Genomic DNA, 26,080 nt, shown 5'->3' on the forward strand with positions numbered 1-26,080 from the left:
AGCAAAACGGCAACTTCGGTTGCCGTTTTTGTGTTTGCAAGTAAAGAGACGTATGGTCACATCAGAAAAAGGACTCTTTGGAGTCCTTTTATGCTACTGCTCTTTCATTCCATGAGTCTTTGAACATTATGTTCCCATCACAGTAAATCCATTCTATAGATTCATAACGAATTTCAATTTCTTCCATATGCTTACTTGCAACGCCTATTGGAAATAAAATGGGGGAAATCCTTGTAATTTTTACGTTCTCCATCTTTATATTAAAGTATTCTACTTCTATTCCTGCTTCATTAATCCTGTACATTTTAATTAAAGCAGTTTTAAGTGTTCTACCCTGACATACCGCCCTGAATAAATAGGGAGTGAGGCGATCTATCTCTTTTTCAAATGTAATTGGAACATGTAGGCGCGTACCAGTAAGTTTTCCAGTGTTATAATCTGTAGGGATCCATACAGAATGATTGAACGATTTAAGTTCTGTCGAACCCAATCGTGTCGGCATTAAGCACTCCCCCATTATAGGTGAGTTATTTTCATCGGTAAGCCACATATATGCTGGTATAGACATTTATTTTTTTCCTTTATAAAAAAGTACTAATGAAAATATAGTCACTACTATAGAGACGATAATTATAAATGAAACCTTGTTATTATTTACTAGAGCCGAAACGAAAATGGAGATCATTATAATAAAAAAAATAATCCCCCAACCTATAAGATCATTAATGCAATCATCTTTAATACTGGTAAATAAACGCTTAACACAACGCCAAAGAAATTCATTTATCAAGTTAAACATTATTACATCATTCTCTTTAATGCTTGGGTAATTTCCTCATTCGAGGCTAAGCTAATATTCAGATATCCTGCTTTCAGGATAATCGGTTCGATCAAGAAATACAGCATTTCTAATCCCTCTCTATATAAAGCATTATAAAATAATGGACAAAAATATTTTAGATTATTTGCACTTTCAGCAGCATGTTGAACAATGCCATAAATATTTGCGCCTCCCACCACCCATCCGACTCTGCTACCAATTTTTTTCATTAATGCATCTTGAACTACTAAACTCATCTTATTCCCGTAGCATATATAAGATGTCACAGTATATATTAAACCATTTTTTGAAATGTATTTTATAGAGTAGTGTGTTGTAAAGGGTGTTAATTTCTCAAGGATTGATTTTTTTTCTCCTTCACTCTTATTTTTTAGAAGTGTTTCAATGTATATTTTTATCATCCGGAATATAACATCTCGATGCTTTATCAGTTCATACAGAGAAAACAAAAATCTTTTATCCTCAGATATTAGTTTATTACACACATCTTGATAATTGACTGTAAGACAAGAGGTATAATAAAGTAATCGTGTTACGCCATCCTCCAGACCATTTAAATAATCTACGATCCCCTCTTTAACTCCAGCTAACGCTTTATCTAATCGCACTGCTAGCTCTTTATCGGTTCCAATTTTCCTAATGATTTCTTCGTTGTAATACATAATATATCCCTTTAGTTTAATGCGTTTATCTTCTTATACGAAAACATTTGATCAAGTGATCATGCTCTCACTTTTGTTAAATAGGGAAAAAGATTACTCTTTATCATCTTGATGGATGAATGGGCTTAAATAATTAACGTGGTAAATATAAAACTGGATTATCAGTTGTTTATTATTTTGATTGGCTTATTTTCCGATTTCAAAGTGCGTCCGGAGAAGTAATCACGCATTCCAACCCGTCCTGCACCTCTCTCACTTAAATTACATTATTATTTGTTCTTTTTGGACGTCCTTTGTTGTAGGAGAGGGGGGGAGAGCATGTGGCTGCAGAGGAATTCTGCGAGGCGCTTTCCAGTTTCTTTCGAAGTCAGTTGCTGGGTAAATCCACAGTAATAAAATAGCGGCGCACCTGCAAAATCAGGTGCCGGGATTGGCGTCCTGAAAGTGTGTGAGCAGCAGTAATGCTGCAGGCTTCGTTCGCCCTAAGGAAAAGGGTATAATTCTGCATCTGGCGGGCGAATCGGAAGCTTCTTTTGAAGCGCCAGTAGCACACACACTGGTACGCCAATTCCTTTTCGTCCGCCGCCAGCAAATTGGCGTTTCCTGCGGTGGTAAATTCAAAGTGTGTGAAGGAATTACCCAATGAATACAGAAAACAATCTCGTCCATTTCTACAGCGAGCTCTCCCTCAACCCCGATCTCCCCACCCTGGCTGAGCGCTGCAAACTGCTCACCGAAATCCTGCTCGACTGCAAATCACTCCCGCAAACGCAGCCCGTATGCCGTTGCCTTGGGGCATATCTGGAAGAGGTTAAAACCGGCCTCACGGAATCCATGCGTGATTTTCAGATAGTGGAATTTGAGGACGAGGCGGAACAACCGCGACAAAAAGAGTGGCTGCTGGAAGATACCGAAACGAAATGTGACTACTGCCGGGCGTTGAATCATGTGCTGCTGGTGTCGCATTTTGACCGCGACATGCTGCCGCATCTTACAGGACTGCTCCATGACATCACGCATTCTATGGCCGCAGATGTCGTTGCGCCTGAACGTGCAGAAACGGTAGTTCACATTATTTCCTAAATGTAGTTTGTGACGTCCGGGGTAGGCCCCTGACGCCACCGGCTAGACCCTTTTTTTTGATGATTACGTAACCTTTTGATTTATATAATGCGAATTTACGTACCAGAAAAAAGGGTTTTATGCAGGAAAGTTGATTATTTTCTTTTCTAACAATAAGATGGCATAGTTTCCTTTCAGTTCACTGCCGTACAGGCAGCTTAGAAAGGACGGACAGGATGCACACACCCGACACGTCGGGTTCACTGCCGTACAGGCAGCTTAGAAAGTAGACGTAGTAGAAGGTTCAGAAAACCATCAGTTCACTGCCGTACAGGCAGCTTAGAAAAAAACGAAATACATGCCAGACAACACGATGGTGTTCACTGCCGTACAGGCAGCTTAGAAAACGACTCAGATACAGGAAAAGCTGAATGACGGGTTCACTGCCGTACAGGCAGCTTAGAAAGTAATCGCGCATTCTCAGCGTCGAGCGAACCTGTTCACTGCCGTACAGGCAGCTTAGAAAGTCGAGCATCATACCCACGGAACCCAGCTGATGTTCACTGCCGTACAGGCAGCTTTGAAAGCCCCTCTGGGCTTTAATGCCGTGGAAATGGCGTTACTGTCCCACAGACAGTACAAGTCAACCCATCCCTCACAAATATTCACCTCGTCTATTTAAAAACGAAATACCATCATCCACACGCTTTCCATTTTCAGATTAAATAAAAATCCCATTCAGGGATTAATTATATTTCCGTGTATATATTATTTGTAAAAATAATACTTTTAAAAAAGGATGTGTTTTTGTTTAATTATTACAGGAATTTCCATTCATTTGATATATATCACATTTGTATTTCTCTCATCTCCGATAACATACCCGCATTCAATACCTTGAAATTAAAGCCGTTGCTATGCCTGCAAACAGCGTTACCCCAACAGATTTAAAAACCATCCTGCATTCAAAACGCGCCAACATTTATTACCTGGAGAAATGCCGCATCCAGGTGAATGGTGGGCGTATTGAATATGTCACCCAGGAAGGAAAAGAGTCTTTTTACTGGAATATTCCCATCGCGAATACCACGGCAGTGATGCTGGGAATGGGAACATCCGTTACGCAAATGGCAATGCGGGAGTTTGCCCGGGCTGGCGTGATGGTCGGTTTCTGTGGAACGGATGGCACGCCGCTGTATTCTGCGAACGAGGTGGACATTGACGTCTCCTGGCTCAGCCCGCAAAGCGAATATCGTCCGACGGCATATTTACAAAACTGGGTCTCATTCTGGTTTGATGAAGAAAAACGTCTGCAGGCGGCAAAGCGTTTTCAATTTATCCGTTTACAGCAAATTGAAAAACAGTGGGAGAGGCTGCGAATACAGCGAGAAACGCCTTTTCAGCCTGATAAGGTCGCGCTGGAGGCTACTCTGGAGCGGGCCAGAACGGGCATGGAAAACGCACAGGATCACACCTCGCTGATGCTCCAGGAAGCGCAGCTCACAAAATCGCTCTACAAGCTGACCAGCCAGACGGTGGGATATGGCACCTTTACCCGCGCCAAACGGGGAGGCGGGTCGGATATGGCCAACCGTTTTCTCGATCAGGGCAACTATCTGGCCTACGGGCTGGCGGCTGTCGCGGCCTGGGTCACGGGCATTCCTCATGGTCTGGCGGTTATGCACGGAAAAACCCGACGCGGCGGGCTGGTTTTTGATATTGCCGATTTAATAAAAGACGCCCTCGTTATGCCGCAGGCCTTTATTGCGGCGATGGAGGGTGAGGATAATCAACAGTTTCGTCAGCGCTGCATCAACGCGTTTCAACAGTCTGATGCGCTGGATGTGATGATCGCCACCTTGCAGGACACCTCGCAATCGCTGGCAGGTGTCGCAAAATGAATGTGCTGATTATCTCTCGGTGTACCAAACGTGCGCGCGAGCAAAGCTGCCGGATTATCGATCAGTTTGCTGAGCGTACCGGTGATGCCGCGTGGCAGACGACGATTACGATGGAAGGCGTCGTCACGCTGCGCAAGCTGCTGCGTAAAACGGCCCGTCGTAACACCGCCGTGGCCTGCCACTGGCTGAAAAAAAACGGTCAAACCGAACTGCTGTGGATAGTCGGAAATTTGCGTCGCTTTAATGCACAGGGGCGGGTGCCAACAAATCGCACGACGCTGCAAATTATCCGAAACGACGGTGAACACCGCTGGCAAAGCGCGGAAAGCATCGCCCTGCTGGCGGCGATCGCCGGGCTGTTTCATGATTTTGGCAAAGCGGGGATGTGCTTCCAGCAGACGCTCAAGGGGGAGAGTCAGCACGTTTGTCAGCCGTACCGCCACGAGTGGATTTCGGTTCGTCTGTTCGAGGCGTTTGTAGGAGAGCGTAGCGATGAACAGTGGCTGGCATCCTTAACGCAGCTTAAGGCCGCTGACGAAAAAGCCATGCTGAAAGCGCTGAAGATGGACAGCGCAGAGTGGAGCAATAGCCCGTTTAAAAAATTGCCCCCGTTAGCGAGGGTGGTGGCGTGGCTAATGCTATCGCACCACCGCTTACCTCAACCGTACCCGGCAAATTCCTCGTTACTGTACAGCGAAGGCTGGCTTGAGCGGCAGCTAAACGCAGACTGGAACTCACTTAACCATAAATCCACCGAAAAACATCAGTGGAAAGCGCGTGATTTTAAAAATGTCTGGAAATTCCCCCACGGAACGCCGCTAAAGAGTCAAACCTGGCGCGAGAAGGCCCGACAGATTGGTAAACGCATCCGGAACCTGCCTGCGCTGCTTCACGCGGGATCGCTGGATAATCTCTTCACCCTCCATCTTGCCCGCCTGTCGCTGATGCTGGCCGATCACGTTTACTCCTCACAACCGGCTTATTCCGGATGGCAGGATGATGCCTTTCAGGCATGGGCTAACAGCTATCGAGGGACCGGGGAACTCAGGCAAAAGCTGGATGAGCACAATGTCGGCGTAGCGCATCAGGCACTGTTGATGGGGCGTTCTCTTCCTGCGTTGCGCCGTTCATTGCCCGCCATCGCCAGACATAAAACGTTTCGGGAAAGGGCGAAAGAAGAGCGTTTTGACTGGCAGAACAAGGCCTGGGATGTCGCCTCTTCCCTGCGCGAGAAGAGTGCAGAGCAGGGCTTCTTCGGTATTAATATGGCTTCCACCGGATGCGGTAAAACCTTCGCCAATGCCCGAATTATGTACGCGCTGGCAGATGGGCAGGTGGGATGTCGTTTCAGCGTGGCGCTGGGGTTACGCACGCTAACGCTGCAAACGGGGCAGGCTTTGCAGTCGCGCCTGGGGCTGGATGACGACACGCTGGCCGTGGTGACCGGTGCCGCAGCAGTGAAGGAGTTGTATCAGGGCAATGATACCGAAGATATCAGTAGCGCCAGCGACGAAGCGTTCTTCGCCAGCCATCATTACGTGCATTATGAAGGGGCGACCAGTAGTGGGATCGCGCAGCAATGGCTGGCGAAAGAACCGGCGCTAAACCGTCTGGTCAGTGCCCCGGTGCTGGTGACAACCATCGATCACCTGATGCCTGCCACGGAAGGCGTGCGCGGCGGCAGACAGATCCCCGCCATGCTGCGCCTGCTGACCAGCGACCTGGTACTTGATGAGCCTGATGATTTTGACGTTGATGATTTGCATGCCCTTTGTCGGCTGGTGAACTGGGCGGGCATGCTCGGCTCTCGCGTGCTGCTCTCCTCCGCAACGCTGCCCCCTGCATTAACGGAAGCGCTGTTTGAAGCCTATCGGGAAGGGCGTAAAGCCTGGCAGGCGGCGTGCGGTCAGTCGGACAGACCGACGAGTATCTGTTGCGCCTGGTTTGATGAATACGGCGCGCAATCGCAGGATGTGGCCGACGATGCCCAGTTTCGTCAGGCGCATGACGACTTTGTTCGCCAGCGAATCAAACGTCTGCCTGAACAGCCGCGGCTTCGTCTGGGGAAATTGGCCGCAGTAGTACCGCAGTCTTGCCGTAATGTCGACGTTGTCTCCGTGCTGGCGCAGACGTTGCACCAGCACATGATCGCGCTGCATGGCGATCATCGCAGCACGCACAAAAGCGGTAAAACCGTATCGTTTGGTCTGGTGAGGATGGCGAACATCAACCCGCTGGTTGCCGTCGCGCAGGCGCTGATGGCATTACCTTCTCCGGAGAATTACCGCATTCATTAATGCGTGTACCACAGCCAGCACCCGCTGGCGGTGCGGGCGGCAATTGAAAAACGTCTCGATGCCGCGTTCACGCGGCACAACCCGGAGCGGATCTGGCAGTTGCCTGACGTTAAGCAGGCGCTGACGTCACCGGAACAGCATCATCTATTTGTCGTGCTCGGCACATCCGTTCTGGAAGTCGGGCGCGATTTTGATGCCGACTGGGGGATTATCGAGCCGAGTTCGATGCGTTCACTTATTCAGTTTGCGGGGCGTATTCAGCGGCATCGTCAGATCGTGCCTGAGAGCGAAAACCTTGTGATCCTGGAACGCAACGTTCGTGCGCTTCGCGGAGAAAAGATCGCCTACTGCCGACCCGGTTTTGAAACTGAACATCATCTTCTGCCTCACCACGATCTCCATGAGCTGCTCAGCGAAGAGGGCTATCGCACGCTGAATGCGATCCCGCGCATCGTTGAAAACCTGCCCGGCAATGCGCTGGCGGCGCTGGAGCATGCCCGGTTGCGGGCTGCGCTGCTGGACGGCGGCGATAAGTCAGATGCTGTAGCCGCGTCGTGGTGGCGACTTCCGCTGACGTGGAACGGTGAGTTGCAGCGGCGAACGCCGTTTCGCCGCGCTTCACCGCAGGACACTTTCTTTTTGAGTATGGAAGAGGAAGGCGATGACCCCGAGTTTTGCCTGATGCAGGAAAACGGGGTGTTAAAACCTGCGGGACGGTTTTGCGAGAAGACCTTATCGATGGCTCGCGGCGTAGAGCCGTGGATGGCGATTGATTATGGCGAGGTATTACAGGCGCTGGCCGAGACAAGACAGATGGAGCTGGCCGCGGTATCGCGACGGTATGGTGAAATCACATTGAGGATCAGCAGGGAGGAGGAGACAGAGCAATGGCTGTATCACCCAGTGTTGGGTGTGTTCAGGGAATATCGATAAGGAGCCAGGAGCGAGTATGTCAGTTGAAGCACTAAGCGCTTTCATTGCTGAGTATATTGCCGGACGACGGCAAACAAAGCTGGAAGCATTTGATAAAGAGGCCGCAAAGCGCAGCGATACAGATAGCGCAACGCTTGCGGCAGAACGTCGGGAGCTGGAGCTTCGCTATGAACCGAAAGCCTGGCTGACGGATGCCGCGAAGCGAGCCGGACAAATTAACCTCGTGACCCATGCGGCGAAATTTACCCACGGGGATTCAAAAAGCAGCAGTATCTACAGCGAGGCAGTGGCGCTGGAAGGGTATCTCAGCACCGCTGCGTTGTCAGGTCTGGAACCGGATGCCGTGGGAAACGCCGCGGCGCTGGACGTCGCGAAATTGCTGCAAACGCGGGTTGAAGGCGGTGACTCCCTTCTGGCAAGCCTGAAACGCGGAGATCGCGCTGCGCTGGCCGCTTTTACCGATGACGCGGACCAACTGGATGAATGGATTGCGGGATTTTCCCGTGCCTTAACGCCCGGAGAGCCCGCTTCACACAAGCTGGCTAAACAGGGCTATTTCCCGGTAGGTGAAAATTACCATCTGCTGAGCCCGTTATTTGCCACCTCGCTTGTTCACGCCATGCATCAGAAAATGATTGCCTTCCGTTTTGGCGACGATGTTAAAGCCATCTGGAAAGCGCGCCGGGAGAAAACCTGGCATCCCACTCCGCTGACGCTTTTCCCGGATTCAGCGGAAATACACTTTGGTGGCACCAAACCGCAAAACATTTCCTATCTCAACAGCGTCCGCGGCGGGCGTAGCTGGCTGCTTTCCTGTCAGCCGCCGCAGTGGAAAAAAGCAGACAAGCCGCCGACGACGTTACGTTCTATTTTTACTTCAGGTGGTCAGTTTGATCGACGTGCAAACAGCACTGTTCAACTGCTTGTGTCTTTACTGACCAGAACCGGTGATTACACCAACGTCCGTATTCGCGAAGCGCGTGATGAATACATTGATGCGCTTATCGACCTGCTGTTTGTGGTGGCGTCAGAACTACAGCGTGATACGTGGCAAAACTGGACGCTCTCGTGCGAACGATTAGTCACTCATCAACAACTCTGGCTCGATCCCTGGCGCACCAAAACCGATGAGGCTTTTCGGCTCGAGCGGAATAAAGACGACTGGCAGGTTAGCGTCGCGACAGATTTTGCCCTGTGGCTTAACGCGCGTCTGAGCAAGGTGTTGAAGGACCTGGGGTATGTGGAACAGCGTGAATGGCAAACCCGTGAGCGTTTACGCAGTAACCTGCGTGAGATGGAAAAAATTATCCGGGAGGCGCTGAAATGAGTTCCTTGATCCTGCTTCGCCGTATCAGCGTCGAAAACGCCAACGCGATTGCTGGCCTGACTTACGGTTTCCCCGCCATTACCCATTTCCTGGGATTTGCCCATGCGCTGTCGCGCAGGTTGACCGAAACGCACGGGCTGCGCATTGATGGCTGTGCCGTGGTCAGCCACGAACAACAGATCCATGCGCACACGTCTGGCCGCGATTATCAGTTTGCCCTGACCCGCAATCCGCTTACACGGGACGCGAAAACGGCCTCCTTTAACGAAGAGGGGCGCATGCATATGACGGTTTCGCTGCTGCTCGAGTGTCACGGGGAAATCCCCAACGGTGAATACGGGCAGCGCGACCTGGCCGAGTTTCTGTCTCAGGTGTGCCCTACGCTCCGGCTGGCCGGAGGAATCATCGTGGATATCCAGAATATTTCCGTTATGGCGATGCCTGCCAGCGCTCAGGAGATGGGCCGATTACAGTGGCAACTGATGCCGGGCTTTGCTTTACGCGACCGCAGTAGCTGGCTGGGCGAACATCATCAAATGCTTCTTGAAAACGATCCTAACGCCACGCTGCTTGACGCCTGGCTGGATTTTGCTGCGCTAAAAATACAGGCCGAAACGCCGGAAGACGGCAACATACGCGAAGGTGAACCGGCCAACTGGCATGTTGTTCCCAAACCCAATTCCGGTTATCTGGTGCCATTAATGACCGGCTACCAGCGTATCTCTGAACTCTACGCCCCCGGCGTCGTGGCAAACGCGCGCGATGCGGAAACGTCCTTCGCGTTTACGGAAGCCGTGTATGGCGTGGGCGAGTGGTGCGGAATGCACCGTATTCGGTCACTGGACGAGATTTTCTGGCGTTACCGCACGACGGAAACAGGCTACTACTGTCAGGGCGCGGGCGCGCCGGTGACAACTGAACATCTTAATTAAAAAGGACTTATTTATGGCAAAGGCTCCAACGGCCGTTAAAACGGCATCCGTACTGGCATTTGAACGTAAGCTGGCAACCTCGGATGCGGTGATGTATTCCGGAAGCTGGCAGGGCAAGCAGTGGCAACCGATCCGTATACAGGAAAAAGCGGTCCGCGGTACGATTTCGAACCGCCTGAAAAATGCCCTGACCAACGATCCGGCTAAACTGGATGCCGAGATCCAGAAAGCGAACCTGCAGCGTGTGGATGTGGCGGCGCTTCCTGCCGATGCAGACACCTTAAAGGTGAAGTTTACCCTGCGTGTGCTGGGTAACCTGTCGACGCCATCAGTGTGTAACGATCGCGCCTATCAGGATGAACTTCAGCAGGTTATCGACGGCTATATCAGTGAACACGGTTTTGCAGAACTGGCGCGCCGCTACGCAACTAACCTGGCGAACGGACGTTTTTTATGGCGTAACCGCGTCGGTGCAGAAAAAATTATCGTGACCGTGACGGGCAGTAAGTCGTGGACGTTTGATGCGTACAGTTATGCGCTGCGAGATTTTTCTGCCAGCGACGAGAGCCTAAACGCACTGGCTCAGGAAATCGAAAAAGGGCTTAGCGGCGAAGGTTTTGTGCTGTTGAACGTCGAAGCGCAGGTGCTACTCGGTGCCGGACAGGAGATCTTCCCGTCGCAGGAACTGGTGCTGGACAGCAACAGCAGCAAGAGCCGCCTGTTGTATCAGGTAGACAGCGTTGCGGGTATGCACTCGCAGAAAATCGGTAATGCCATTCGAACTATCGATACCTGGCACCCTCAGGTAGATGCGCTGGGCGCTATTGCCGTTGAGCCGTACGGCTCAGTCACCAGTCGCGGTGTGGCTTGTCGTCAGCCGAAAGAGAAAATGGACTTCTATACCTTGCTGGACAACTGGGTGACGAAGGGCCAAAAGCCTGACGTTGAACAGCAGCATTATGTGATGGCCGTGCTGATCCGCGGCGGCGTCTTCGGTGAGAAGGGCGAGTAAGGAGTGGTTATGGATCACTATCTCGAGATCCGCGTCCTGCCCGACCCGGAGTTCAGCGAGGAGATGCTGATGGCCGCGCTGATGGCTAAACTGCATCGTGCGCTGGGACAGCGGGGGCTGGGGGATATTGGTATCAGCTTCCCTGCACATGGCATAAAGCCCGGCGCGATGTTACGCCTGCACGGTTCGCAACAGGCGTTAAGCGAGCTCGACTCCCTGGCATGGCGAAAGGGACTAAGCGATTACTGCCTGTGCACGGCGATACAACCCGTTCCAGAGGTAAAGCAATGGCGATGCGTGTCCCGTGTGCAGGTGAAAAGCAGCGCGCAGCGGCTTATGCGCCGTTCGGTAAAAAAAGGATGGATCACTGAGGAAGAGGCGCAGCAGCGCCTATTAAAAATGGAAGAGGCGCGGACTGATTTGCCCTGGCTTAATTTACGTAGCCTCTCAACAGGTCAGTCTTTCAGGCTTTTTATTCGTCACGGTGAGTTGCTTCCCGCACCCGTGGATGGACGCTTTTCAACCTACGGGATGAGCGCGACAGCGACGGTTCCCTGGTTCTGAGAAAACACAGCCGCATCAGCGTTCAGGGTGCGGTTTTTTCTGCGAGACGGGTATCAAAAATAAAGGGCATCTGCTGAACAGAACTGAGCGCCGTATGGAATGCCGGATGTAAGGGGTTAAGGATGGCATTGTTTTCATAGGGTATGATGCAGGAAGGTAGGATAAGCGCGAGGGCACTGCTAGCCTGCAACCACCCGGTTCCCAGATCCATCGTCGATACCGGTGCCGGATTTTCCTGCCAGTCCTCGGGGAGCCAGGCTTTATCCAGGTAATCAATCTGGTCATCCGGGATATCAATGCTGAAAAGCTGGTACTGATTTAACACGGTATCTTTTCTGACGTGCACCAAAATTTCCAGTGATGCCAGCGAGATGGAGGTGGACACATACACGGCTGGGTGGCCTTTATGATTCCAGCGACCGCCGTACTGATTTGCGCCGCTTCCACTCCACGCTTCGCTGGCGTAGCGTCCCGTCACCAGCCGATAAAAAATCATGCAAACACTCCGTGTTCCAGACGACCAATCAAATCGGTGACTTCCAGTGCACCGGTTTCCGTAGCGATCAGGTCAACAGGCGCAACATTGCCAAGCCCGCGCACCGGCGACTGAAGCCAGTTCCATGCTTCTTCTTTACTGCCAAAATAGTCGACGGCCGCATCCAGCACCCGAACAAAACGGGCTACGCGTTCGCTCTCATCCGGCGTCAGCGTCCGTCCCGCGCTTTTGCGGCGGGCCACGTTACGTTCATTAATCCCTGTAACGCGTAAAATGTCCGCTTTCGACATGGCCGTCCATTCATGAATATTGTCGAGCACGCTGACGGGCAATCCCTGGTTGAGAAATTCTATCAGCCGCATACCTCTGTTCGCGGGTAAACCGGCGTAGCGCCAAAGTGCGTTATCAGCAGGTTTCTTGGCGGGGATCCAGGTTCTCATGTTACCTCCTGATTAATGTCATTTGTCATGGTTGAGTATAGCCATTTGTCAGATGGAGTGGAATGGGGATTTTTTGTGCAGGGTGGTTTGTGAGAAGAACGATGTTTTGACCCTAATTTTTAACGGTTGTGTAATTCATTGATTTTAAATGAGCATTTTTGGTGGATAAAAAAGAGGGTCAGAGAAGGTTTTTTAGCTTTTTTTGTATGCAAATCAGAAGGGTGTGGAGATATTATTTCAGTGCACTGCCGTACAGGCAGCTTAGAAAGAACCCCGCAATCATGACAGCGTACCGACTGCGTGCACTGCCGTACAGGCAGCTTAGAAAGAATGCTGCGGCCACTTCGTTTGCTTGAGTGCGTGCACTGCCGTACAGGCAGCTTAGAAATGAGTCGTTATCAAGCCAGTACATTATCATCTGTGCACTGCCGTACAGGCAGCTTAGAAAAAGACATTTAAAATGATGCGCCAGCGCCCGTACGTGCACTGCCGTACAGGCAGCTTAGAAAGACGATCTGGAAGAAGCGGCAGCCCTCGCTAATGTGCACTGCCGTACAGACAGCTTAGAAATTCAATCGAATTAACCGACAGTACCGGGAGTAGTGCACTGCCGCACACGCAGCTCAGCAAAATAGAAAATAAGGCCTAACAGTCGTCGCACCGTGCACCGTCGAACAGACAGCCCTGAAGCTGGAACGAACGGCTAAATAATTGTTCAAATAATCAACAGCACCACTAAAAAATAAGGCCGGGAATATCCCGGCCTTATTTAATATTCATCTGCCATTACAGGCGAAAAAATTAGCGACTACGGAAGACAATGCGGCCTTTGCTCAGGTCGTACGGGGTCAGTTCAACAGTCACTTTGTCGCCCGTCAAAATGCGGATGTAGTTTTTGCGCATTTTACCGGAGATGTGCGCAGTTACCACGTGACCGTTTTCCAGCTCTACGCGAAACATGGTATTAGGCAACGTATCAAGTACGGTACCCTGCATTTCAATATTGTCTTCTTTGGCCATCTAATCCTCTGGGGTATCACTACCAAGTTTTGAACCGGCAAGATAATGCCGAAATTCATCAATTAAGTAAAGAATTGCGCGATTAAAACGCAGCAAAACAGTTTCGGCGCATTGCCCAAGCGTCACGGTACAACCGAACAGGAAGCGCATTCGTAAAGGGGAGACGACAGGATAAACGTCAGGACGTTATCTGAAGCGAGGGTCCCAAACGGCGGCGGGGCAACAGGCAGAAGCTACTCTGCGGCATAATTATAACACCCTCACAAAAAATATGCGGAAAACATTTAAGCATTGGGCATAAAGAGCGTTCTGGGGATCCAGAAGTCGCGCGGGAGCTTCTCCTGACGGCAGGCGTCAAGATGCTCAATATACTGTCGTCGCGGGATGTCAACTGCACCGAGAGAGGCCGTGTGCTCGTTGAGCACCTGACAATCGATCAGGCGTCCGCCGCGCTGGGCAAAGGCCTCGCAGAAGACCAGCAGCGCGGTTTTCGAGGCGTTAACCGCACGGGAGAACATCGATTCGCCGCAAAACAGCGTCCCTTGCGCCACGCCGTACATGCCGCCAACCAGTTCCCCCTTTTCCCAGACCTCAATGGAGTGGGCGTAGCCAAGCTCATGGAGCTGGTGGTAGGCGTTGACGATATCGCGGGTGATCCACGTCCCTTCATGGCGATCTTCGGCACAGCCTTCTATCACCTGCCCAAAGGCGTGATTCAGCGTGACGCGATACGGGGATTTAGCATGGAAACGCTTCATGCTGCGGCTCAGATGGAACTGCGCTGGCCACAGCACGGCGCGCGGGTCGGGAGACCACCATAAAATCGGGTCGCCGGGAGAAAACCACGGGAAGATGCCGCGCTGGTAGGCCATTAATAGCCGCGCAGGGCTAAGGTCACCGCCAAGGGCCAGCAGCCCGTTGGGCTCACGCAGCGCTCCCTCCGGCGAAGGAAACGCGATGTTATGACGAGAAAGCTGGACCAGGCGCATGACAGCAAAACTCCAGTACGCGAGTGAGGACGCTACAAATATAGTCTACAGACGCTGTTTGAACTGGTAGTAGCGACCCTGTTTCGCCAACAGCTCTGCGTGACTACCTTGCTCAATAATGTGTCCGTTGTCCATCACAATTATCCGATCAAAACTTGCTAGCCCGCGCAGGCGGTGTGTCACCATCAGGACGGTTTTTCCTGCCATAACGTTTGCCAGTAAATCAAGGATTTGACTCTCGGTTGTCGCATCAAGCCCTTCTGTAGGTTCGTCGAGCAGCATCAGAGGTGCATCATGCAGCAGCGCGCGCGCAATGGCCAGACGGCGCAGCTCTCCGCCGGAAAGCTGACGACCGCCTTCTCCCAGCCAGCTATTCAGTCCTTCGTCCTCAAGCAGCTTTTGCAGTCCGACCTGCTCCAGTACGGCGCGAAGATCATCGTCCGAAGACTCTGGCGCGGCCAGCAGCAGGTTATCGCGCAGGGTGGCGCTAAACAGATGCACGCGCTGTGGAACAACGCTCACGGTCTTGCGCAGGGCCTGCTCGCTGAAATCAGTCAGCAACGTGTTATTAAAACGAATCTGACCGTGCTGTGGATCCCAGGCGCGCGTCAGCAGCTGCAGCAGCGTCGACTTACCGCAGCCGGTACGGCCGAGGATCGCAATCCGCTGCCCTGCATTAACGGAAAGGTTGATACCCTCCAGCGCGTTCTGCGCCTGTTTGTCATAGGCGAAGGTCACGTTATCAAACGTCAGCGCCACCTGCTCAGGCACGGTGGTTTGCCCGGCACTGAACGTGACTTCAGGCTCCTGTTCGGCAATCTGAGTGATGCGCAGGGCAGAGGCGATCACCTGTCCAAGATGCTGGAAAGCGCCCGTCACCGGGGCCAGAGCCTCAAATGCGGCCAGCGCGCAGAAAACAAAGAGGGCAATAAGAGGGCCTGGCTGGGTATTACCTCCAATGCCGCCTGATGCCAGCCATAGCATGGCGATCACCGCCACGCCGCCGATTAACACCATCAGCGCCTGCGAGAAGGCCGTCAGTTCCGACTGGCGGCGCTGGGCTTCATGCCAGTTCAGCTCCGTACTTTCCATTCGGGCACGGTAGCGCTTGCTGGCTCCAAAAATGGTCAGCTCCGCCTGGCCCTGAAGCCAGGAGGTCAGCTGCTGGCGGTAATCCCCGCGCAGCCGCGTCAGGTTTTCCCCGGTGGATTTCCCGGCGCGATAAAACAGCGGTGGCAGAATGATAAGCGTCAGCAGCATGATCCCGCCCAGCGTCAGCGCAACGGGAACATCCAGAACGGACAGCCCCAGCGTAACTACCACAATCACCACAAACGCGCCCACTATCGGGGAGATCACCCGCAGGTAAAGGTGGTCCAGCGTGTCGACATCCGCAACGACACGGTTCAGTAATTCACCCTGGCGAAAACGCGCCAGCCCGGCAGGGGAGAGGGGAAGCAGTTTACTGAAGGTGTAAATGCGCAGGTGCTGCAGGACGCGGAACGTCGCGTCGTGGCTGACCAGCCGCTCGAAATAGCGTCCGGCAGTACGGGTAATGGCGGTACCCCGCACGCCTGCCGCCGGCAGCATATAGTTGAAGCTGTATAATCCGGCGAACCCGGCTACGGCGGAGGCCGACAGGAACCAGCCGGAAAGCGTGAGCAGGCCGATGCTGGCGAGCAGCGTGACAATCGCCAGCACGATCCCCAGCGTCAGCATCCACTTGTGGCGTTTATAGAGCGCAAGATAAGGCAGCAGAGCACGCATCAGATGTCCTCCTGACGGTTCGCCAGCAGGGCGGCGAACGGCCCCTGCGCGGCAACAAGAGCGGCGTAATTGCCTTGCTCAACAATATGTCCGTTTTCCATCACCCAGATCTCATCCCAGTCAGCAATGCCTTCCAGCTGATGGGTAACCATCAGGGTGGTTTGCTGCAGGGAAGCGGCGCTCAGGGCCGCCATGACGCGCTGCTCGCTGTGTGAATCCAGGCTGGCAGCAGGCTCATCCAGCAGCATCAGCTGGCACGGGTTCAGCAGCGCACGGGCGACGGCCACGCGCTGTGCCTGGCCGACAGACAGCCCGGCAGACTGATCGCCTACCACGGTATCGACACCCTGCGGGAGCAGCGGCAGAAATTCACTGACCCACGCGCGGTCGAGAACGGACTGGAGTTCATCTTCACGAGCATCCGGGCGTGCCAGGAGCACGTTTTCGCGCAGCGTGGAAGCAGGTAGCTGAGGGTTTTGTCCGACCCAACTGAGCTGCTTACGCCAGGCGTCGGGATCGAGATTACGCAGTTCAGTTTTGTTTATCCGCAGCGAACCGGTGTAGGCCATAAAGCCGGATAACGCATTCAGCAGAGAACTCTTCCCTGAACCGCTGGTGCCGACCAGCACCACGCGTTTTCCGGCGGGCAGGCTAAAGTTCAGCGGGCCAGCCAACACTTTTCCTTCCGGCGAGAGAATGCAGAAATCGCTCGCGTCGACGGTTACCGGCTCTTTAGCGTTCAGCGCCACGTCACCGCGCTCCGGGTGCGCCAGCGGCGTCTCCAGGAAGGTTTTCAGGCTGTCGGCCGCGCCAACGGCCTGCGCTTTAGCATGATAGAAGGTCCCCAGGTCGCGAAGCGGCTGGAAAAACTCCGGAGCCAGGATGAGCGCGAGGAAACCGGCAGAGAGGGTCACCGCCGTGCCGTAGTGGCCGAAATCCAGCGCGCCGAGATAGGAGAAACCGAAATAAACCGCCACGAGGGCAATCGACAGCGAGGTAAAGAATTCCAGCACGCCGGACGAGAGGAACGCCAGGCGTAACACTTCCATCGTGCGCTGGCGGAAGTCCTGTGATGCCTGGCGAATGTTCTCGGTTTCCGCTTCACCGCGACCAAAAATACGCAGGGTTTCCATCCCGCGCAGACGATCGAGGAAATGTCCGCTCAGCCGGCCCAGCGCCAGGAAGTTGCGGCGGTTGGCATCAGCCGCACCCATGCCGACCATCGCCATAAACAGCGGGATCAGCGGAGCGGTCCCCAGCAGGATCAGCGCCGCCACCCAGTTCACCGGGAAGATGGCAATAACAATCAACAGCGGCACAAAAACCGCCAGCGCCATCTGCGGAAGATAGCGCGCGTAGTAATCGTGCATATCGTCGATCTGCTCAAGGATCAGCGTCGCCCAGCTTCCGGCCGGTTTACCCTGGATCCACGCGGGCCCGGCTTCCTGCAGGCGGTCGAGCACCTGACGACGGATCTCGTAGCGGATATGCTGTCCGGCGTGGAAGCCAACACGTTCACGCAGCCACACCACCCAGGCGCGCAGGACAAAAACCAGGATCAGAACGATAAAGGGCAGCAGGAGCGCTTCACGGGGAATGTTCTCCATGATCATGTGATTAAGAATGCGGGCCAGCAGCCATGCCTGGGCAACAATCAACAGACCGCTAACGAACCCCAGAAGACGGGAGATCGTAAGCCAGCGGCGGGAAATAACGCTTTGCTGTTTCAGCCAGCGTGTTAACTCTTGTTGACGGGTTTTTTCCATTGCGTATTTTGCAGGTGACGTTATAAGAAATTAGACATCTGCATGTTACACGCGAGCAAAAATAAAGGCGACCTGTGGCCGCCTTTATTTACGTTTGTTACTGACTTGTAAAGATTATTTACCTTGTTCAGCCAGTCCGTCGAGGTAGCGTTCAGCGTCCAGCGCGGCCATACAGCCGGTGCCCGCAGAGGTGATCGCCTGACGATAAATATGGTCCATCACGTCACCGGCAGCGAACACGCCCGGGATGCTGGTCTGGGTCGCGTTACCGTGAATGCCGGACTGCACTTTGATATAGCCGTTTTCCAGCTCCAGCTGGCCTTCGAAGATCGCGGTGTTCGGGCTGTGGCCGATTGCCACAAACAGGCCCGCCACTTCCAGCGTTTCGAGGTTATCGGTGTTCTGGGTATCACGAATGCGCAGACCCGCAACGCCCATCTGATCGCCGGTGACTTCTTCCAGGGTACGGTTGGTGTGCAGCACGATGTTGCCGCTCGCCACTTTATCCATCAGGCGCTTAATAAGGATCTTCTCGGCGCGGAAGGTGTCACGACGGTGAATCAGATGCACTTCAGAGGCAATGTTCGCCAGGTACAGCGCTTCTTCCACCGCGGTGTTACCGCCGCCGATAACCGCGACTTTCTGGTTACGGTAGAAGAAACCATCGCAGGTCGCACAGGCAGAGACGCCGCGGCCTTTGAACGCTTCTTCAGACGGCAGGCCGAGATAACGGGCAGAGGCGCCGGTGGCAATGATTAGCGCATCGCAGGTGTATTCACCGCTGTCACCCGTCAGGCGGAACGGACGGTTCTGCAAATCCACTTTATTAATGTGGTCGAACAGGATTTCGGTTTCGAATTTGGCGGCATGCTCGTGCATGCGTTCCATCAGCAGCGGCCCGGTCAGATCGTTCGGGTCGCCCGGCCAGTTTTCCACTTCCGTGGTGGTGGTCAACTGACCGCCTTTTTCCATGCCGGTGATCAGAACCGGCTGCAGGTTTGCGCGTGCAGCATAGACCGCCGCGGTATATCCCGCAGGTCCAGAACCAAGGATTAACAACTTACTGTGTTTGGTCGTGCCCATGAGATCCCCATTGTTGTTGGCAGGCAATGGGCTGGATTGTAGGGAATTTGTTGCCGTAAAAAAAGAGCACTGGGATTTTGCTTTCGATATATGCAATAGCTGCGCCCGATGAATCCAGTGCCGTTACGTCACGTTTTCTACTGAAAACCGCTCGTTTATAAAGCAGTAAAATGAGGATTAATACCCCCCCGTAATGAATATCCGGCATCTTGTACTAAAAAACGATGTTTTGCTTTGACAATCCCCTGCGCATTTGCGAAAACATTCAAGGAAGAAAAAAAACCGCGTTAACCGTATGCCGCATAGGCATGCACGTAAATGCCATTTTTACCGTGTCAGTGAAATCTACGCATGGCGTGGACAGACGCCATACGTGATGTCGGTGACAGCCTTCGGGCAGCGGTCTTCTTACCAACAGAACCCGAATCCGCATCGCGTCTAATACATAACCAGGCGATGTGATGACTAACGGGTACAGGCTCTGAACAGTGATGTGCACAGGGTCCAGGCAGGAGTAGGGAAGGAATACAGAGAGACAATAATAATGGTAGATAGCAAGAAGCGCCCTGGCAAAGATCTCGACCGTATCGATCGTAACATTCTTAATGAATTGCAAAAGGATGGGCGTATTTCCAACGTCGAGCTTTCAAAACGTGTGGGACTTTCCCCGACGCCGTGCCTTGAGCGTGTGCGCCGACTGGAAAGACAGGGTTTTATTCAGGGCTATACGGCTCTGCTGAACCCGCATTATCTGGATGCCTCACTTCTGGTATTTGTTGAGATTACTCTGAATCGTGGTGCGCCGGATGTGTTTGAGCAATTTAACGCCGCTGTACAAAAACTTGAAGAAATTCAAGAGTGTCATCTGGTGTCCGGTGATTTCGACTACCTGTTGAAAACCCGTGTGCCTGATATGTCCGCCTACCGTAAGCTGCTGGGGGAAACCCTGCTGCGTCTGCCAGGCGTGAACGACACCCGTACCTATGTGGTGATGGAAGAGGTCAAACAGAGCAATCGTCTGGTTATTAAGACGCGCTAACACGGAACAGGTGCAAAATCAGCGTAGTTTGATTACACTCCTGTTAATCCATACAGCAACAGTGCCGGGGAGCCCCGGCGCTGTTGTCCGTTTTAGCAAACAGGCAGGATATGCCTGATACCTGGAGAGCCTTTCTTGAGCCAGGAATACACTGAAGACAAAGAAGTCACACTATCGAAGCTAAGCAGCGGACGTCGTCTCCTCGAGGCTTTGCTGATCGTTATTGCCCTTTTTGCCGTCTGGCTGATGGCAGCCTTACTCAGTTTCAACCCCTCCGATCCCAGTTGGTCGCAAACCGCGTGGCATGAGCCTATCCATAATTTAGGTGGCGTACCCGGAGCCTGGCTTGCGGACACGCTCTTTTTCATTTTCGGTGTGATGGCCTACACCATTCCCGTCATAATCATTGGCGGATGCTGGTTTGCATGGCGTCATCGTCAGAACGATGATTACATCGACTATTTTGCGGTTTCCCTGCGCCTGATTGGCGCCCTGGCGCTGATCCTCACCTCCTGCGGGCTGGCGGCGATTAATGCCGATGATATTTGGTACTTCGCCTCCGGTGGGGTGATTGGCAGCCTGCTGAGCTCTGCGCTACAGCCGATGCTTCACAGCAGCGGCGGCACGCTGGCGCTGCTCTGCATCTGGGCGGCCGGGCTGACGCTGTTTACCGGCTGGTCATGGGTGAGCATTGCCGAAAAGATCGGCAGCTTTATTCTGACGATCCTGACCTTCGCGAGCAACCGTACCCGCCGCGACGACACGTGGGTCGATGAAGAAGAATATGAAGATGAGTACGAAGAGGAAGACGATGCGCCGGTGCAACGTCGTGAATCTCGTCGTGCTCGTATTCTGCGCGGTGCCCTGGCGCGTCGCCAGCGCGTTGCTGAAAAATTTGCCAACCCGCTTGGACGTAAAACCGACGCGGCGCTCTTCTCCGGTAAGCGTATGGATGAAGACGAGCAGGTGGAGTACCGCGCAGCGGGTAGTGCAGTCGATCCTGATGATGTGCTTTTCTCCGGCAACCGGGCGATGCCGGGTGATTTCGATGAATACGATCCGCTGCTTAACGGCCATACCGTTACCGCGCCGGTTGCCGCGGCCGCAGCCGCAACGACAGCATCACAGGCGTATGCCGCGCCTGTCGAAGCCGTGATGCCATCCGCGCCGGTTCCGCCTCCGGAATCCGCTATTCAGCAGCCTCAGGTTGCCTGGCAGACCGCGCCGGGTGTCCACACGCCGGAGCCTGTTATCGCGCCGGAACCAGAGAGCTATATCCCCGTGCAGCAGGAGCAGTGGCAGCAGCCTTATCAGCCGCCGCAACCTGAGTATGAACAGCAGCACTATGAGCAGCCTGCGGCCCAGCCTTATCAGGAGTACGTGCCTGAACCGGTTGAACCTGTGCAGCCTTATGTCGAGCCTCAGCCTGAACCTGAGGTGGTGGAAGAGGTGAAACCGTCTCGTCCGCCAATGTACTATTTTGAAGAAGTTGAAGAACGCCGTGCTCGTGAGCGCGAACAGCTGGCGGCATGGTATCAGCCTGTGCCTGAACCGGTGCAGGAACCTGCGCCAAAAGCCCCGTCGGTTTCGGTTCCACCGGTCGACCCGACGCCTGCTGTTGCCCCCGTAGCGGAAAGCGTGAAGCAGGCTACCGCAGCCGCAGCCGCAGCGGCGGCGGCACCTGTCTTTAGCCTGGCAACGGGCGGTGCGCCGCGTCCGCAGGTGAAAGAGGGAATTGGTCCGCAACTGCCTCGCCCTAACCGCGTCCGCGTTCCAACTCGTCGTGAGCTTGCCTCCTATGGGATCAAGCTGCCTTCCCAGCGGATGGCCGAAGAGAAAGCGCGTGGGACGGACTACGAAGATGATGCTGATGAAATGCAGCAGGACGAGCTGGCGCGCCAGTTCGCCGCGCAGCAGAATCAGCGCTACGGTGAAGACTATCAGCATGATGAACCTATGCTGGAAGACGAAGATGACGCTGCTGAAGCCGAATTAGCGCGTCAGTTTGCGGCAACCCAGCAGCAGCGTTACTCAGGTGAACAGCCAGCTGGTGCGAACCCGTTCTCATTATCGGATTTCGAGTTCTCGCCGATGAAAGATCTGGTGGATGATGGCCCGAGCGAGCCGCTGTTCACCCCAAGCGTGATGCCTGAAGCTGAGCCTGTGCGTCAGCCGCCAGCGCCGCAGGCACAGACTTACGCGCAGCCGCAGCAACCTGTTCAGCAGCCATATGCGCAACCGCAGCAGCCACAACAGCAGCCTACGCAGTACCAGCAGCCAGCACCGCAGCCGCAGGAGAGCCTGATTCACCCGCTGCTGATGCGTAACGGTGATAGCCGTCCTCTGCAGCGTCCGAGCACGCCGCTGCCGTCGCTGGATCTGCTGACGCCGCCACCGGCTGAAGTCGAACCGGTTGATACGTTTGCCCTGGAGCAGATGGCCCGTCTGGTGGAAGCCCGTCTGGCAGACTTCCGCATTAAGGCGGACGTGGTGAACTACTCGCCGGGTCCGGTGATCACCCGTTTCGAACTGAACCTGGCGCCGGGCGTCAAAGCCGCGCGTATTTCTAACCTCTCCCGCGACCTGGCGCGTTCTCTGTCGACCGTGGCGGTACGTGTGGTGGAAGTGATTCCGGGTAAACCGTACGTTGGCCTTGAGCTGCCGAACAAGAAACGTCAGACCGTTTACCTGCGTGAAGTGCTGGATAACACCAAGTTCCGCGATAACCCATCTCCTCTGACCGTGGTGTTGGGTAAAGATATCGCCGGCGACCCGGTGGTGGCAGACCTCGCGAAAATGCCTCACCTGCTGGTAGCGGGTACTACCGGTTCCGGTAAATCGGTCGGCGTGAACGCCATGATCCTGAGCATGCTCTACAAAGCGCAGCCTGAAGACGTGCGTTTCATCATGATCGACCCGAAAATGCTCGAACTGTCGGTCTACGAAGGCATTCCGCACCTGCTGACGGAAGTGGTCACCGACATGAAGGACGCCGCCAACGCCCTGCGCTGGAGCGTCAATGAAATGGAGCGTCGCTACAAGCTGATGTCGGCGCTGGGCGTGCGTAACCTGGCCGGTTATAACGAGAAGATCGCCGAGGCGGCGCGCATGGGTCGTCCGATTCCGGACCCTTACTGGAAGCCGGGTGACAGCATGGATGCCCAGCATCCTGTGCTGGAGAAACTGCCTTATATCGTCGTGCTGGTGGATGAATTCGCCGACCTGATGATGACCGTCGGGAAGAAAGTGGAAGAGCTGATCGCGCGTCTGGCACAGAAAGCGCGTGCGGCAGGTATTCACCTGGTGCTGGCGACCCAGCGTCCGTCCGTGGACGTTATCACCGGTCTGATTAAGGCGAATATTCCGACCCGTATTGCGTTTACCGTTTCGAGCAAAATCGACTCCCGTACTATTCTTGACCAGGGCGGCGCTGAGTCGCTGCTGGGAATGGGTGACATGCTGTACTCCGGCCCGAACTCCACCTCTCCGGTGCGCGTACACGGCGCGTTTGTTCGCGACCAGGAAGTACACGCCGTGGTGCAGGACTGGAAGGCGCGCGGACGTCCGCAGTACGTTGACGGCATTACCTCCGACAGCGAAAGCGAAGGCGGCGGTGGTGGCTTTGACGGCGGCGAAGAGCTGGATCCGTTATTCGACCAGGCGGTTAATTTCGTTACTGAAAAACGCAAAGCGTCCATCTCTGGCGTGCAGCGTCAGTTCCGCATCGGCTATAACCGCGCGGCGCGCATCATCGAGCAGATGGAAGCGCAGGGCATTGTGAGCGAGCAGGGGCACAACGGTAACCGTGAGGTGCTGGCTCCGCCGCCGTTTGATTAACCTTCAGCGATTGCAAAGAAGGGTAAATCAGCAAAAATTAAGCATATTCTTCTGTTGCCTGCCTTCGGGCAGGTCCAGAATAGAAACGGAAACCCCATTTCGGGAAGACGTATTTTAAGGAATAACAATGAAAAAAATCGCCATCGCCTGTGCATTACTCACCAGTTTTGTAGCCAGCAGCGTCTGGGCTGATGCAGCCAGCGACCTTAAAAGCCGACTGGATAAAGTAAGCAGCTTCCACGCCAGCTTCACGCAAAAAGTGACGGACGGCAGCGGCAACGCGGTGCAGGAAGGACAGGGTGATTTGTGGGTGAAACGCCCCAATCTGTTTAACTGGCACATGACCCAGCCGGATGAGAGCATTCTGGTTTCTGACGGTAAAACCCTGTGGTTCTTCAACCCGTTTGTTGAGCAGGCCACTGCGACCTGGCTGAAAGACGCGACCAGCAATACGCCGTTTATGCTGATCGCCCGCAATCAGACCAGCGACTGGCAGCAGTACAACATTAAACAGAACGGTGATGAGTTTGTCCTGACGCCGAAAGGCAGCAACGGCAATCTGAAGCAGTTCACCATCAACGTAAGCACCAACGGTACCATTAATCAGTTCGGCGCGGTTGAGCAGGACGATCAGCGCAGCAGCTACCAGCTTAAGTCTCAGCAAAACGGCGCCGTTGACGCATCGAAATTCACCTTTACCCCGCCGCAGGGCGTAACGGTGGACGACCAACGCAATAAGTAAGAGGCGTGAGTGAGCAACCTGTCGCTCGATTTTTCAGATAATGCGTTTCAACCTCTGGCCGCCCGTATGCGGCCAGAAAATTTAGCGCAGTACATCGGTCAGCAGCATCTGCTGGCTGCGGGGAAACCCTTGCCGCGCGCTATTGAGGCGGGGCATCTGCACTCCATGATCCTCTGGGGGCCGCCCGGCACCGGAAAAACCACGCTCGCTGAAGTGATCGCCCGCTATGCCAACGCGGACGTTGAGCGTATCTCGGCGGTAACGTCTGGCGTGAAGGAGATCCGCGAGGCGATCGAGCGCGCGCGTCAAAACCGCAATGCCGGACGCCGCACCATTCTCTTTGTCGATGAAGTCCACCGCTTCAACAAGAGCCAGCAGGATGCTTTCCTGCCGCACATTGAGGACGGGACGATCTTTTTCATCGGCGCGACCACCGAAAACCCGTCGTTTGAACTCAACTCGGCGCTGCTGTCCCGCGCCCGCGTCTACCTGCTTAAATCCCTGACCACGGAAGATATCGAAAAGGTTCTGACCCAGGCAATGGACGACAAAGCGCGGGGTTACGGCGGGCAGGATATCGTTCTGCCTGACGACACGCGACGTGCGATTGCGGAGCTGGTCAACGGCGATGCGCGCCGCGCGCTGAACACGCTCGAAATGATGGCCGATATGGCCGAAGTGGACGATGCGGGCAAGCGCGTATTGAAGCCTGAACTGCTCACGGAAATTGCCGGAGAGCGCAGCGCGCGTTTCGATAATAAAGGCGACCGTTTCTACGACCTGATCTCGGCGCTGCATAAGTCCGTACGCGGCAGCGCGCCGGATGCGGCGCTCTACTGGTACGCACGTATCATTACCGCAGGTGGCGATCCGCTATACGTTGCGCGCCGCTGTCTGGCGATTGCGTCAGAAGATGTTGGCAATGCCGACCCGCGCGCCATGCAGGTTGCGCTTTCAGCCTGGGACTGCTTCACCCGCGTAGGCCCGGCGGAAGGCGAACGCGCCATTGCGCAGGCAATTGTCTATCTGGCCTGCGCGCCGAAAAGCAATGCGGTCTATACCGCGTTTAAAGCAGCGATGTCGGATGCGCGCGAGCGCCCGGACTACGATGTGCCGGTTCATCTGCGCAATGCGCCAACCAAACTGATGAAAGAGATGGGTTACGGGCAGGAGTACCGTTACGCTCATGATGAACCCAATGCCTACGCCGCCGGGGAGGAATATTTCCCGCAGGAGATGGCACAAACGCGCTATTATCATCCCACAAACAGAGGTCTTGAAGGCAAGATTGGTGAAAAGCTCACCTGGCTCGCCGGACAGGATCAAAATAGCCCTATAAAACGCTACCGTTAGTTCAATCGTTGCGGTAA

19 protein-coding genes, 1 pseudogene and 2 CRISPR repeat arrays are annotated in these 26,080 nt (G+C 54.1%); of the genes and pseudogenes, 11 read left to right on the forward strand and 9 right to left on the reverse strand.

Annotated features, from left to right (window positions below; all coding sequences use genetic code 11):
* Window positions 1-88: 88 nt before the first annotated feature.
* Both ACMWL8_RS19560 and ACMWL8_RS19565 read right to left on the reverse strand, forming a co-directional pair.
* Window positions 89-568: an Hcp family type VI secretion system effector gene (locus ACMWL8_RS19560; protein ID WP_045261787.1), complete on the reverse strand. Its 480-nt coding sequence runs from the start codon at window positions 566-568 to the stop codon at window positions 89-91.
* Window positions 569-801: 233 nt separating this feature from the next.
* The gene (locus tag ACMWL8_RS19565) at window positions 802-1,503 is read right to left on the reverse strand and encodes a hypothetical protein (RefSeq protein ID WP_045261785.1); all 702 of its coding nucleotides are present in this window, start codon (window positions 1,501-1,503) and stop codon (window positions 802-804) included.
* Between the two features lie 642 nt (window positions 1,504-2,145).
* On the opposite strand from ACMWL8_RS19565, the gene ACMWL8_RS19570 reads away from it, so the two are divergent.
* The 7 genes and pseudogenes from ACMWL8_RS19570 to cas6f all read left to right on the forward strand — a co-directional run bounded on the left by ACMWL8_RS19570 (window position 2,146) and on the right by cas6f (window position 11,531).
* Window positions 2,146-2,586, forward strand: a complete 441-nt coding sequence (locus ACMWL8_RS19570) for a hypothetical protein (RefSeq protein WP_045261783.1) — start codon at window positions 2,146-2,148, stop codon at window positions 2,584-2,586.
* Between the two features lie 176 nt (window positions 2,587-2,762).
* A CRISPR array of direct repeats spans window positions 2,763-3,151; the repeat unit is 28 nt; unit sequence GTTCACTGCCGTACAGGCAGCTTAGAAA.
* Window positions 3,152-3,482: 331 nt separating this feature from the next.
* The gene (gene cas1f, locus ACMWL8_RS19575; RefSeq protein ID WP_045261782.1) at window positions 3,483-4,466 is read left to right on the forward strand and encodes a type I-F CRISPR-associated endonuclease Cas1f; all 984 of its coding nucleotides are present in this window, start codon (window positions 3,483-3,485) and stop codon (window positions 4,464-4,466) included.
* Window positions 4,463-7,696 (forward strand): annotated as a pseudogene (gene cas3f, locus ACMWL8_RS19580) (type I-F CRISPR-associated helicase Cas3f). Before cas1f ends, cas3f begins: the two are co-directional and overlap by 4 nt.
* A gap of 16 nt (window positions 7,697-7,712) precedes the next feature.
* A complete protein-coding gene (gene csy1, locus ACMWL8_RS19585) occupies window positions 7,713-9,023 on the forward strand; it encodes a type I-F CRISPR-associated protein Csy1 (RefSeq protein WP_045261781.1) in 1,311 nt (436 codons plus the stop codon).
* Window positions 9,020-9,955 (forward strand): type I-F CRISPR-associated protein Csy2, encoded by a 936-nt coding sequence (csy2, locus tag ACMWL8_RS19590; protein ID WP_045261780.1) that lies wholly within the window; start codon window positions 9,020-9,022, stop codon window positions 9,953-9,955. The genes csy1 and csy2 overlap by 4 nt, the downstream gene beginning before the upstream one ends.
* Window positions 9,956-9,968: 13 nt before the next feature.
* Window positions 9,969-10,967, forward strand: a complete 999-nt coding sequence (gene csy3, locus ACMWL8_RS19595) for a type I-F CRISPR-associated protein Csy3 (protein WP_045261779.1) — start codon at window positions 9,969-9,971, stop codon at window positions 10,965-10,967.
* Between the two features lie 9 nt (window positions 10,968-10,976).
* Entirely contained in the window at window positions 10,977-11,531 is a 555-nt protein-coding gene (gene cas6f / locus ACMWL8_RS19600; RefSeq protein ID WP_045261778.1) for a type I-F CRISPR-associated endoribonuclease Cas6/Csy4, read from the forward strand.
* Between the two features lie 22 nt (window positions 11,532-11,553).
* Here the strand turns inward: cas6f and ACMWL8_RS19605 are convergent, their stop codons facing one another.
* From ACMWL8_RS19605 to trxB, 7 genes are all read right to left on the reverse strand, one after another.
* A complete protein-coding gene (locus tag ACMWL8_RS19605) occupies window positions 11,554-12,027 on the reverse strand; it encodes an RES family NAD+ phosphorylase (RefSeq protein WP_045261777.1) in 474 nt (157 codons plus the stop codon).
* Window positions 12,024-12,467 carry an antitoxin Xre/MbcA/ParS toxin-binding domain-containing protein gene (locus tag ACMWL8_RS19610; RefSeq protein WP_045261776.1) on the reverse strand — a complete coding sequence of 148 codons (444 nt, stop codon included), beginning with the start codon at window positions 12,465-12,467 and terminating at the stop codon, window positions 12,024-12,026. Before ACMWL8_RS19610 ends, ACMWL8_RS19605 begins: the two co-directional genes overlap by 4 nt.
* A gap of 240 nt (window positions 12,468-12,707) precedes the next feature.
* Window positions 12,708-13,097: direct repeats of the CRISPR family, unit length 28 nt; unit sequence GTGCACTGCCGTACAGGCAGCTTAGAAA.
* A gap of 171 nt (window positions 13,098-13,268) precedes the next feature.
* Entirely contained in the window at window positions 13,269-13,487 is a 219-nt protein-coding gene (gene infA / locus ACMWL8_RS19615) for a translation initiation factor IF-1 (RefSeq protein ID WP_002211347.1), read from the reverse strand.
* Between the two features lie 284 nt (window positions 13,488-13,771).
* Window positions 13,772-14,476 carry a leucyl/phenylalanyl-tRNA--protein transferase gene (gene aat / locus ACMWL8_RS19620; RefSeq protein ID WP_041910636.1) on the reverse strand — a complete coding sequence of 235 codons (705 nt, stop codon included), beginning with the start codon at window positions 14,474-14,476 and terminating at the stop codon, window positions 13,772-13,774.
* A 45-nt stretch (window positions 14,477-14,521) separates the two neighbouring features.
* On the reverse strand, window positions 14,522-16,243 hold the full coding sequence (gene cydC, locus ACMWL8_RS19625; protein WP_045261775.1) for a heme ABC transporter ATP-binding protein/permease CydC: 1,722 nt from the start codon (window positions 16,241-16,243) through the stop codon (window positions 14,522-14,524).
* Window positions 16,243-18,009 carry a heme ABC transporter permease/ATP-binding protein CydD gene (cydD, locus tag ACMWL8_RS19630; protein ID WP_048999363.1) on the reverse strand — a complete coding sequence of 589 codons (1,767 nt, stop codon included), beginning with the start codon at window positions 18,007-18,009 and terminating at the stop codon, window positions 16,243-16,245. The genes cydC and cydD overlap by 1 nt, the downstream gene beginning before the upstream one ends.
* 114 nt (window positions 18,010-18,123) lie before the next feature.
* Entirely contained in the window at window positions 18,124-19,092 is a 969-nt protein-coding gene (gene trxB / locus ACMWL8_RS19635; protein WP_045261773.1) for a thioredoxin-disulfide reductase, read from the reverse strand.
* 544 nt (window positions 19,093-19,636) lie between these two features.
* On the opposite strand from trxB, the gene lrp reads away from it, so the two are divergent.
* From lrp to rarA, 4 genes are all read left to right on the forward strand, one after another.
* Window positions 19,637-20,131, forward strand: coding sequence for a leucine-responsive transcriptional regulator Lrp (gene lrp / locus ACMWL8_RS19640; RefSeq protein ID WP_000228469.1), 495 nt, complete (start codon window positions 19,637-19,639; stop codon window positions 20,129-20,131).
* Between the two features lie 135 nt (window positions 20,132-20,266).
* Window positions 20,267-23,968: a DNA translocase FtsK 4TM domain-containing protein gene (locus tag ACMWL8_RS19645; RefSeq protein WP_045261772.1), complete on the forward strand. Its 3,702-nt coding sequence runs from the start codon at window positions 20,267-20,269 to the stop codon at window positions 23,966-23,968.
* Window positions 23,969-24,095: 127 nt separating this feature from the next.
* Window positions 24,096-24,710: an outer membrane lipoprotein chaperone LolA gene (gene lolA, locus ACMWL8_RS19650; RefSeq protein WP_028012557.1), complete on the forward strand. Its 615-nt coding sequence runs from the start codon at window positions 24,096-24,098 to the stop codon at window positions 24,708-24,710.
* Between the two features lie 9 nt (window positions 24,711-24,719).
* On the forward strand, window positions 24,720-26,063 hold the full coding sequence (gene rarA, locus ACMWL8_RS19655) for a replication-associated recombination protein RarA (protein ID WP_028012558.1): 1,344 nt from the start codon (window positions 24,720-24,722) through the stop codon (window positions 26,061-26,063).
* The last annotated feature ends 17 nt before the right edge of the window (window positions 26,064-26,080 follow it).

The organism is Enterobacter sp. 04-C-12-SI-ECC, assembly GCF_047530715.1.
Taxonomy (GTDB): Bacteria; Pseudomonadota; Gammaproteobacteria; order Enterobacterales; family Enterobacteriaceae; genus Enterobacter; species Enterobacter bugandensis.